Origin of the sequence: Meiothermus luteus (genome assembly GCF_003574085.1) — a bacterium.
Taxonomy (GTDB): domain Bacteria; phylum Deinococcota; class Deinococci; order Deinococcales; family Thermaceae; genus Meiothermus; species Meiothermus luteus.
This window is the reverse complement of record NZ_QWKZ01000096.1, coordinates 1-10,357: the sequence shown is the minus strand read 5'-3', so window position 1 is coordinate 10,357 and position 10,357 is coordinate 1. Positions and strand designations below refer to the sequence as shown.

The 10,357-nt window shown below is 64.3% G+C and carries 8 protein-coding genes and 1 pseudogene; all 9 read left to right on the top strand.

Going from position 1 to position 10,357, the window contains the following annotated elements; translation table 11 throughout:
* A partial coding sequence (locus Mlute_RS12230) for a VWA-like domain-containing protein (protein WP_245958964.1) occupies positions 1 to 731 on the top strand: 731 nt, incomplete at its 5' end.
* Entirely contained in the window at positions 643 to 4,767 is a 4,125-nt protein-coding gene (locus tag Mlute_RS12225) for an AAA domain-containing protein (RefSeq protein WP_182482562.1), read from the top strand. The genes Mlute_RS12230 and Mlute_RS12225, both read left to right, overlap by 89 nt.
* Positions 4,760 to 5,281: an NYN domain-containing protein gene (locus tag Mlute_RS12220; RefSeq protein ID WP_182482561.1), complete on the top strand. Its 522-nt coding sequence runs from the start codon at positions 4,760 to 4,762 to the stop codon at positions 5,279 to 5,281. Before Mlute_RS12225 ends, Mlute_RS12220 begins: the two co-directional genes overlap by 8 nt.
* A gap of 2 nt (positions 5,282 to 5,283) precedes the next feature.
* Positions 5,284 to 6,471: an RNA ligase gene (locus Mlute_RS12215; protein ID WP_119360902.1), complete on the top strand. Its 1,188-nt coding sequence runs from the start codon at positions 5,284 to 5,286 to the stop codon at positions 6,469 to 6,471.
* A 3-nt stretch (positions 6,472 to 6,474) separates the two neighbouring features.
* The gene (locus Mlute_RS12210) at positions 6,475 to 7,473 is read left to right on the top strand and encodes a helix-turn-helix transcriptional regulator (RefSeq protein ID WP_245958963.1); all 999 of its coding nucleotides are present in this window, start codon (positions 6,475 to 6,477) and stop codon (positions 7,471 to 7,473) included.
* A gap of 35 nt (positions 7,474 to 7,508) precedes the next feature.
* Complete coding sequence (locus Mlute_RS16185) at positions 7,509 to 8,171, top strand: metallophosphoesterase family protein (RefSeq protein WP_245958962.1); 663 nt, start codon at positions 7,509 to 7,511, stop codon at positions 8,169 to 8,171.
* Between the two features lie 27 nt (positions 8,172 to 8,198).
* Positions 8,199 to 8,648, top strand: a complete 450-nt coding sequence (locus tag Mlute_RS16180; protein ID WP_245958961.1) for a hypothetical protein — start codon at positions 8,199 to 8,201, stop codon at positions 8,646 to 8,648.
* Positions 8,623 to 9,540 (top strand): AAA family ATPase, encoded by a 918-nt coding sequence (locus Mlute_RS12200; RefSeq protein ID WP_119360901.1) that lies wholly within the window; start codon positions 8,623 to 8,625, stop codon positions 9,538 to 9,540. The genes Mlute_RS16180 and Mlute_RS12200 overlap by 26 nt, the downstream gene beginning before the upstream one ends.
* Before the next feature lie 16 nt (positions 9,541 to 9,556).
* Positions 9,557 to 10,357: pseudogene (locus Mlute_RS12195) on the top strand (hypothetical protein); the annotation flags it as partial.

Sequence of the window (10,357 nt, the reverse complement as noted above, 5' to 3'; positions counted from 1 at the left end):
GGGTACGGCGGGAGGTGGCCTGGGAAATCTTACGCCACACCCAAAGCCGAAGCCGGGGCACGGTTCCCTTGGGCCTGGAACGCTGGGCCCGCGAACGCCTGGAGGGCAGGGTGGACTGGCGGGCCCTTCTCCGGCGGGCCCTACGGCAAGCCTTGCTCACCTTGCGGCAGCGGCGCTTTCCCAATTACGCGTTGCCTCACCGGCGGGCGGAGGCCCTGGACCCCTTCATCCTGCCGGGAAAACACGGTCGTAAGCCGCGGGTGGGGGTGGTGGTAGACACATCGGGGAGCGTGAGCGAGGGGATGCTGGCGCAGGCTTTGGCGGAGGTGGAGCGGATGGTTGCGGCGGGGGCGGTGATGACGGTATACGGGGTGGACGCTGAGGTGCACACGGCGGTGCGGGTGTCCCGGCGGGGCCAGGCTAGGAGGCTCGTGCTCGGGGGTGGGGGCGGCACAGACATGGGGAGGGGCTTGAAGGCGGCACTGGCGGACGGGCACGACCTGGTGGTGGTCCTCACGGATGGCTACACCCCCTGGCCATCGGCCCCGCCACAGGCTAAGGTGGTGGTGGGCCTCCTGGGGGACGGACCCGAGGGCCCCCCTGGGCCAAGACGGTGCGTATCGAGCTGGAGGATTCGCCAGTATGACGGGGAAAACCCTCACGGTTACGGACATCGCCTCTTTTGTCCGGCTGCAGTTCTGCGGGAGGTACTTGGCCTTCCAGGCGGGTAAAGGAGGCCCCCAGGTTCAAAAGATCTTGGACAAGTATTTGACTTTAGCGGATCCTGCGTATCAGGAGGTCGGGCTTCGCTCGGAGCGCGCGTTAGAGGAGTATTTGAAGAAGAAGGGCTTTGCGTGGATCCGGGAGCAACTGACCTGGAGAGAACTGGGGGACAGAATACGCGAGGTTCGTCGGGGCCAGTCCCTCTTCGCGCGGGAAGTAGGGGTTGAGGGGGAGGTTGGAGCTTTTACCCTCCAGGGGCGCTTGGACTTCGTCCTCCTCCGTTGGGAGGAGGGCGCTCCCCGCTTGCGCATTTTGGAGCTGAAGGCCACCCGGCGGGACCGGAGCTACCACTACGCCCAGCTGGCTCTGTACGCGCTTCTTCTAGAGGGGCAGGGCCTTTTTTGGGAAGGAGAGCCCATTCCCGTGGAGTATCGCTTGGTCCGCGCCGACCCTGGTACCCTGCAGGTGGAGCCGCCCCTTGACCCTTGGTCCTTTGAGGAAGAGGCGCTTTTCGTTCAAGCCAAGGAGGACATGAGGGCCCTACTTGCCCAGGGAGGGGTGGTGGAAACCATCCTCAGCGCCGCGGATCCCTTGGAGTTCTCCTACCTGCTCAACGCTCGCTGCGATGCCTGCCGCTTCAACGTCGTGTGCCTGAGGCACGGTGCGGAGCGCAGGGATCTGGAGCTCTTGGGCCTCCCCAGCGATGCGGTTCAGGCCCTCAAGGAGCATGGAGTCGGTGATCTAGAGACTTTGGCGGAGGCTAAGCCGCAGGACTTGAAGCAAGCCGTCCAACAGATGGAAAGCCCCCTCCGGCCCGAGCACCTTGTAACCAAGGCCCAGGCGCGCCTAGCCACGCTCCCGCAAGGGAGAAACAGGGGGTTCTTCCCGGTGAAGCGGCTCTGGGATGCGGGCTTTGGTCGGCTTCCTTCTTACACGATCGACAACAAGCCTCTCATCCGGGTTTACCTCGTGGTAGAGAAGGACCTGGTGGCCGAGCGGCTCAACGCCCTGGTGGCCCACGTTACTTCGGGTGAGGAGTTCCTTTTCGTAGAAAGACCTTTCCCGATAGGGGGGGTTTTCGTGGAGGAAATCCGGAAGCACCCGTGGACCGGCAATCCCCGCGAAGACGATCGGTTGGAAGCGGAGATGATCCAGGGCTTTTTCTCCCAGCTGGTGAAGCGGTTGCGGGAGGAGGTGGATCTGTGGGGGATGCTGGGGTTGACTGCCGGAGGAGCGCGGGTGCAGGAGGCCCCCCTTCATTTCTATGTTTGGTCTCAACAGGACATAAAAAACCTCGTGGAAGCGATTTTGCGCGTTGGCCCGGAGAGCGGCGGCTTGCTCACCGCCTTGTGGCACCTCATGGGGACCCGAGAGGGCTTGGAGGAGCTGATGTTTTCCGCCCTGGAGGACGAGGTTCGCACGAGGTATGCCTTGGGGCGAACAGCGTTGAGCCTCATCACCGCCACTACGCTCTTTTGGCCCGTATCTGTGGGTGAGGGGCGTAAACAAACCTTTTCTTTCCCCTGGACAACGGCAGAAGGGTTGAGTTTGCGTTCGCTTTTCCGCCCCTGGCTCTTTGACTTCATTGCAGGGAAGAGCGACGGCTACATCGAGGTCCGTAACCGCAACTACGACACCTTCCCGCCCGTTTACTGGAGGGCTTACTGGGGGAAACTGCCCGAGCCTTCCCCGGAAGAGGGAGCTCTGAAGGAAGCGCTGGAAGGCGCACAAAGGGCAGCCCCTCACCTTCCCGACTACCTGCGTACCCGAGCGATAGCCTTGCGCTGGTTGGAAGAGCGGATCGAACCGAAGAACAAGACCCTTCGAAAAAGTCCCATTCGCCCCGAAGAGCTTCCGGACTTCCGCCTCCAAGCATACGGCGTCGTGCAAACGTCTCTAGACTTCTTGCGCTTTGAACAGCAAGTCCGGCTAAACCTCTGGCTTGCCGACAAGACCCTTCCCCCCGAACTCCGGGTGTTTAATGGGACGTCGCTTCTTGTGGAGAACTTGGAGAAAAAGTCTGGGGAAGGCAACGTCTACCGCGCCCGAATCCGGGCTTACCCCGAGGGCGCTTCCCTTAGTGACCTCGAGGGCAGGGTAAGCTTAGGGCCCGGTGACTTCGTGCGGGTAAGCGAGGTGAACGACCCGTCCAAACCTCAGACGTGGGCCCAGCTTTGGCACCAGGGGGTCACGGCCCGGGTAAGGGAACTGGACTGGGACGAGGGATGGGTCGAGCTGGAGGCGATCCCTTTTAACCGCCCGCCTGATCGCTATGTGCTTCCGAGTAGGCTTCCTTCCGGGACCTGGTCCTTGGCCATTCTCGATCCTAGCCCCTCCGACTACGTGGCTCGCCGGGTGGATGAGGTGTTGAAAGGAATCTCAGGCGAATGCCGTGACCAAATGGACAAGTGGTTTGACTTGGAATCCCCTTCCCTCCCGCCCCTTGCAGGGGAGGGGCTCCGTGAGCGGGCGCAGAAGATCCTCCGTCACCTCCAAGACCAGGGGCTAGCTCTCAACGAGCGTCAGGAGGAGGCCATCCTCCAAAGCCTCACGCACCGCGTCTATCTGCTCCAGGGTCCTCCTGGCACGGGAAAGACCCAGGTGACGGCGGTGGCCCTTCTCCTTTGGGCCCAGCTTCTCCTACCGGAGCAGGGGGTTCTAGGGGTGGCCGCGGCTACCCACACCGCCGTAGACACCCTTTTGGAGCGGGTGCGGGCGGTGCAGGATGCCGTTCGGGGCGCTTTTGAGAAGGCGGGGGAGCCCTGGAATCCCGTGGTCCTCCTCCGCGTGGACCCGGTGGACCGTGACGAGGAAGAAGTGAGGGACGTTCCCTGTACCTTGGAAACTTTGCAGGAAGAACTTCGCCGTAAGGAGCCCCCACCTTCCGCCCGCGTTCTCGTCTTCGGGACCACCAATGGGCTTTTGAAGATTGGTCCTTTGTGGCGGAGATGGAGGGAGGGGGACCTCGAGGACACGTGCGCGTTGGCCAAGCGGTACCCAGACCTCATGCCCATCTTCGCCCTCTCGCGGTTCCCCGGCCTGGATCTCCTGGTGGTGGACGAGGCCAGCATGATGCTCTTTCCCCACTTCCTTGCCCTGGCCTACCAGCTGGATCTTTCACCTGACCGGCCCTGGCGCATCCTGCTGACGGGCGATCACCGCCAGCTGGCCCCCGTAATCCAACACCAGTGGGAGGAGGAGCACCGCCCCGGCGTGCAGCGCTACCTCCCCTACTTGAGCGTCTTTGAAGCGTTCCTTCGCATTCGCCGGGCGCTTGAGGACCCTGCTGGGCGGGTGGGCTACACCGTTCTCACGTACACCCACCGCCTGCCTGAGGAGGTGCGCAACCTCATCCAACCCCTCTACCGCCGGGATAACGTTGAGCTGGACGGACGGAAAGGCAAAGGGAAGCCGGAAGCGGGGGACACCCTCTGGGAGGCCCTTTGGCATGGGGAGGAGGGTGTGTACCTTCTCGTCCATAACGATAGGCAAGGCCGTAAACGGAACCCTCATGAGACCGAGATCATCCTTCGCGCCCTGGAGGGGGCACCAAAGACCTTGGTCGCGGAGGATATCGCGGTGGTCACCCCCTTTCGCGCCCAACGCACCCTGCTCCGCGAAAAGCTGAGGGGAAGGGTGGGCCTCGTGGATACCGTGGAGCGTCTGCAGGGAGGGGAGCGGCGGGTGATCTTCTACTCCGCCAGCGCCAGCGACCCCAACGCCCTTACGACCCTGCAGGAGTTCCTCCTGGATGTGAACCGAACCAACGTGGCCTTTTCCCGCGCCAAGGAACGCCTCATCGTGATGGTTTCCGAAACCCTGCTCCACTACGTGCCGCCGGAACGGGAGGCCTATGAGGATGCGGTGCTCTGGAAGGAGCTCAGGCGGCTCTGCCGTCGTCAGGTGGGAGAGGCGCTCCTGGAAGGGGGCTTGCGGGTGCGCCTCCTGATCCCCGAGGGGGATGGGGGACAGGGCTCGGCGCGCGCGACCGTATCTGTCGCTTCCCCGTCGCACCCTAAGGGTAAGGAGGCAGACGATGGTTGAGCGGGTGGCGGTGTTCGTGGACGGGCAGAACCTCTACCAGGCTCTAAAGGCGCACCACATTGGGCGGGTAGATTACGACAGGCTTGCTGCGGAATTCAGCGCAGGTTACGGGAACTTGGTCTACAAGTACATGTGCATGGGAGTATTTCGCCGCGAGGATGGTTTCTGTCCCCCGATCAGGTTCATGGATGCCTTGAAGTACAAGGGGTGGGAGGTGGACAAGGCCCGGGTGGAGATGGGGCGGGAGAAGGAGGCAGATGCGGCTTTGACCTGGAAGATGGCGGAGGGGCTTCACCGCGACCGGTGGGATGTCCTGCTCCTCTTTTCGGGGGACGGGGATCTCGCTTACCCGGTGTGGAAGCTCCGGCAAGGAGGGAAGCGGGTGATTGTGGTGCAATTCCAAAATTTCATCTCCCTTTATCTGGCCGGGGCCGCGAGCGAGGTGGTCCTTCTGGACGAAGTTTCGTTGGATCGGTTTAAAATCGACGGGGATCCGTCTGCTAAGGTTGCCTGACCATGCTCTTGGGACCTCCTCCCCCCCTGGATCTCGCCCTGGAAAAGGCGCAGACCCCCCCTTTTTTGGTGCGCCGGGATGGGGGGCTGGTGCTGGTGAGCTACCGGGAGCGAGGGGCGGGTACCCAGCCCTCCTGGGACCCGGTGACGCGGGAGCTACGGGGGATCATCTACCGCGAGGCCACCGGGGAAGTAGTTTCCCGCCCCTTCCACCGCTTCTTCAACCTGGGTGACCCCCGATGCGGGGTGGATCCTTCGCGATCCCTGGGCCCTGGGGACTACATTGGCCCCAAAGAGGATGGCCGCCTCCTCCAAGCCTTCTTCTTGGAAGGCGCCCTGCGCTTTGCCACCCGGGGAAGCCTCAGGCTCAGCCCAGAGGACGAGCGGGCCCTCCGCCGGAGCTGGACGCTGGACCACGAGGCCCTGGCGGTGCGGGCCAGGGAGGTTTTGGGCCCCGTCACCTTGCTCTTTGAGGTCCTGGACCCCGAGCGCCCCATCATGGTGCGCCCTGAGGCCCCCAAGGCGGTCCTCCTGGCCGTTCGGCACATCCCCACGGGGCGGTATTGGCTTCCGGGGGTTTCCCAGGAGCTCCGGGAGGTCCTAGGGGGGCTCCGCGTTCCCCACGTGGTCTGGGAGCCCGCGGGTTCCGCCTCGTTGCAGGAGGTGCACCAAAGCATCCTGGAGCGGGAGGGCGTGGAGGGTTTTGTGGTGTGGCTTGCCCAGGGAGATTTTGTGAAGCTAAAGACCCGTTGGGCCCTGGGGTTCACCGGGGAAAGGGGGGATCTGGAACGCTTCCTCGAGGCCTTCCGCATCGCCTTCTACGAGGAGCGCCTGGACGATCTCCAGGCGGGGATCGGAGAAGGGCCCTATCGCCAGGTTTTTTCCTTCCTTATGTCCCGCTTGGAGGACTTGGTGCGGGAGGCGGTGGCCCAGGCGGAGGCGGTCCGGGGGCTCCCACGGCGGGAGGCCTACGAGGGGTTGCGCCGGGTGTTGGGGGCTAAACCCCAAGGGCTTCTGCTCCTCAACGTGGCCCTCAGGGCCTACGATAGGGGGGAAGGGGAAGCTTGGGAGGCTTTGAAGAGGGAGATGAAGCGGGCGGGTCGTGGCATACTGAAGGACCTGTTGGCGGAAAGCGGTTTTAACGTGGGGGGGATCCCCGTCCGGGGTTGGAGCGCGTTTCTGGAGGAATAGACCGTGGGGCATGCGGACGGGAAGTCGCGCCGGCTGCTGCGGATGATCCACCTTCTCCGGCAACGTCCCTGGAAGACGGCGGAGCTGGCCCGGGCCCTCGGGGTGGAACAGCGGAGCGTGCAACGCTACCTTTTGGACCTGGAAGCGTTGGCCGGGGAAATGGACCTCGAGCTGGTGCAAGAGGGAAACGCCTACTACCTCCGGGGCAAGGAGTCCATTCTGACCCCCTTTGACTTTCTCTTTTTCTACGTGACCCAACGCTTTTACTTTCACCAGGCGCCGAGCCGCCACCACATCTTCTTCAAGCAGCTCGAAGGCCTCCTGGAAAAGTTCCCCTCGCATATCCGGCGCATAGCGGCCTCGGAGCTGGAGCGCTACCGCGACCGGGTGAAGATCCCGGATAGGGTTTTGGAGCACGTCTTCCACGCCTGGCAGGAGCGGCGGGTCCTGGAGGTGGACTACGAGGATCTGCAGGGGAGAACGCGTAGGCGCTCCCTGGAGGTCTGGTTCGTGGAGGTCAACCGCTGGAACCTGAGCCTGTACGCCCTCGCCCGGATTCGGGAGGGATCCCGGAAGTACGCCTATCCAAGCCTCTTCAAGCTGACGAGGATGCGAAACACCCGGGTCCTGGACGAAACTTACGAGATCCCGGAGAACTTTGATCCCCACACGTACCTGGCGGGGGCTTGGGGTGCTTCCCTCCACACCCCCGGTACCCGGCAGGTGCCCGTGCGGCTTCGTTTTGCCCCCCAGGTGGCGCGCCGCCTGCAGGAGGGGGATCTGCCCGAACCCGTGGAGCGGCGACGGGAAGAGGACGGGAGCGTGGAGCTGGTCTACCTGGTCAACACCGACCAGCGGGGTTTCCCCTTTGAGATCCTCGGATGGGTCCTCTCCTGGGGGAGCCTGGTGGAGGTGCGGGAACCCGAGAACCTGCGCCGGCGGTGGGAGGAGGAGATCGCCAGGCTGGCCACCCGGCTGGGGATCGTCCCCGCCCAGGAATAGGGGCGGTTCAGGGATTTCCTTTTGGAGGTCCGGCGATGAATCGTCCGATCCGCATCCTGCACACGGCAGACTGGCATCTGGGCAAGGAGCTCAAGGGCAAGGACCGGACCCCGGAGATCGTGCAGGCCCTCGAGGCCATCGCCGAGCTGGCGGTAGAGCGAGGGGTGGACCTGGTCCTGGCCACGGGGGACCTGCTGGACCACCCCCAGCCCTCTTCGGCGGCGGAGGGGGCCTTGGTGGATTTTGTCCTGCGCCTGCACAAGGAGGGGATCGCCTGTTTCCTCATTGCGGGAAACCACGACCCCGGGGAGCGCTTTGAGCGGGTCTGCCGTCCCCTGCTGGAGGGCAAGGCTGAGGTGCGAGGGCGGCTGGCCCTGGCGGACGAGGGTGGTTTGGTGGAGTTCCATGGCCTCCGCTTCGCCCTGGTCCCGTTTGTCCTCGAACGGCGCTTGGTGAAGACGCTGGAGGACAAAGGGGAGGAGCGCCGTGCTGCCTACGGGGAGCGTATGGGCAGGCTCCTCGCCCACTTCGGGGCGGACGTGGTTCTCGGCCACTTTCCCGTGGCCGGGAGCCGTCCTGGGGGAGGGGAGTTCGCCCTCTACCTGGCGGACACCTACGCCGTACCCCCCGGGATGCTTCCGAGCGCCCGCTACATCGCCCTGGGGCATCTGCACCGAATGCAGGAGGTAGCCCCCTAGGCTTGGTATCCCGGAAGCCCCATCGCCTTGGACTTCAGTGGGGAGGAGGCCGACCGGGGTGTCCTCTACGTGGAGATCCCTGGGGAACGCCACCTGCCCCCGCGGGTGGAGCCCATCAAGGCGCAGTGGGGCAAGCCCCTGCGCACGTTTCGCTTCAAGGCGGCGGAGGCCTGGAAGGGAATGGAAGAGGTGGAAGCCTTCGTGGGCTGGGCGCGGGTGGTCCTGGAGGGAACGCCCGAACCCAGCCTGCGGGACGCCTTCCGCGCCTTGGATAACGTTCTAGAAGTGGCGGTCGCGGAAGCCGACCACGGGCCCGGCTCCTCCGCCGAGGAGGAGGTTCCGGCTGCCCTCGAGGAAGCCTACGCCCGGTACCTGGAGGAAGAGGAGAAAGACGAGAAAAAGCGCGCGGAGCTCCTGAGGAGCTTTGGGGAACTGCGCCAGGAGGTGCGGGATGCGGCCTTTAAAGCTGGAACTTGAGGGGTTCGGTTCCTACCGCAAAAGGCAGGAAATCCCCTTGGATGATGTGGATCTCTTCGTCATTACTGGGCCCACGGGGAGCGGCAAGAGCACTCTGCTGGAGGCCATGACCTTCGCCCTTTTCGGTGCCGTTCCCCGCCTGGGCAAGCGGGACCTGGGCCAGATGCTTCACCCCGGTGCCCTCCGGGCCTGGGTGGCCCTGACCTTTGGCGTGGGCGGCAGGGTTTACCGGGTGGAGCGGGAGCTGGGGAAGAAGGCGGAAGCCAGCCTCTTGGAGTTTCGGGATGGAAAGCTCCATCCCCTGGTGGACCGGGGGACCAAGGGCGTCACGGAGGGGGTGGAGCGGATCCTGGGGTTGGACTACGACACCTTCGTCCGGTCCGTCTTTCTGCCCCAGGGGGAGTTCGACCAGTTCCTGCGCAAGGCCCAGGGGAGGGAGCGGCGGGAGATTCTGGACCGCCTATTCGGCCTGGAAGAGCTCAAGGAGATGCGGGAGCGGTTGAAGGAACGGTTGAAGGAATTGAGGGCCAAGAAGGTGGGGCTGGAGGAGGAGCTGGAACGCCTCGAGGCGGAAGGGATCCGCCAGGATCGTCTCCGGGAGCTGGAGGAGGAGCTCAAGAAGGCCAAGGAGGAGCGCCACTCGCTGGCAAAAAGGTTGGCGGACCTCGAAGCCACCCGGGAGCGGTTGGAGAGGATCCTAGAGCGGGTAGAGGCCCTCGGGCGAGCCCAGGACGAGCTGGATGCCCTGGAGGGCAAGAGGGGGGAGTGGGAAAGGGAGAGGGAAAAGGCCCTGGCTTCCCAACAGGCCCGGAGCGCCCTTGAGCTTTGGCAAGACCTGGAGGCCAAGGAACGGGAGCTGAGGGAGGCGGAGGAAGAGGCCGAGGGCCCTTAAGGCGCGGGAGCGGGAATTGGAAAGGCAGCGCGAGGAGCTGGTCCAGAAGTTGACGCACCTTGGCCTCGATCCCGAAAACCTCGGCAAGGCGCGCCTGGAAACGGAGGTTAGGGAAAGGGAGCTTCCTTGGCTCCAGGAGCTTGCAGGTCTCTTGGAGAGGGCCGAGGGTTTCCCGCAAGGGGAGCTTTCCTCCACCCTCGGGCCGGAGGAGTTAGCGACAGCCTTAAGGAAGGCCCTTTTGGAAGCGGAAAAGCTGGCTGGGCGCACCTCCCAGATGGAGAGGGCCTTAGACCTGGCCCGGATGCTTGAGGAGGCGAGGAGAGAGCTCCTTTCCGCCCGCTTCGCCCGGCTCCGGAAATCGGAGGCGCTTAAGAAGGATCTGGAGGTGGAGGTTCGGAAGCTTCAGGAACAGGCGGAGCGCTTAGGGGTTCTGGCTTATCGCCATCTGCTACGGCCCGGGGAGCCCTGCCCCCTCTGCGAAGGGATGGTGCACGTCCTGCCCCAGGCCAAAGAGGCACCGGAAGTGCAGGCTTTAAGGGAGGAGCTCGAAAGCTTGAAGAGGAGGTTAGGGGCCGTCGAGGCAGAAGCGCGGGAGCTGGCGCAAAGCCTGGCGGGCTTGGAGGATCCGGGCCTCGCGGTTCCCCCTGACAGGGCAAAGGAACTCGAGGTGGAGGTAGGGCGCTGTGAGGGGGCTTTGGCAGAGATCTTGGACCAGTTCGGGCTTGACCGGAAAGCTCCGTCAGAGGCTATCGCCCGGTGGCTTGAGGAAGCCCGCACCGCCTCCCACGCGCCACGGGCTTCCTCAAGCCACCGGGCG

Coding starts and splice junctions, on each gene's coding strand:
- Mlute_RS12200 (WP_119360901.1), top strand. CDS start 8,623: ATGCGGCCTTTAAAGCTGGAACTTGAGGGGTTCGGTTCCTACCGCAAA.
- Mlute_RS12215 (WP_119360902.1), top strand. CDS start 5,284: ATGCTCTTGGGACCTCCTCCCCCCCTGGATCTCGCCCTGGAAAAGGCG.
- Mlute_RS16185 (WP_245958962.1), top strand. CDS start 7,509: ATGAATCGTCCGATCCGCATCCTGCACACGGCAGACTGGCATCTGGGC.
- Mlute_RS12220 (WP_182482561.1), top strand. CDS start 4,760: ATGGTTGAGCGGGTGGCGGTGTTCGTGGACGGGCAGAACCTCTACCAG.
- Mlute_RS12225 (WP_182482562.1), top strand. CDS start 643: ATGACGGGGAAAACCCTCACGGTTACGGACATCGCCTCTTTTGTCCGG.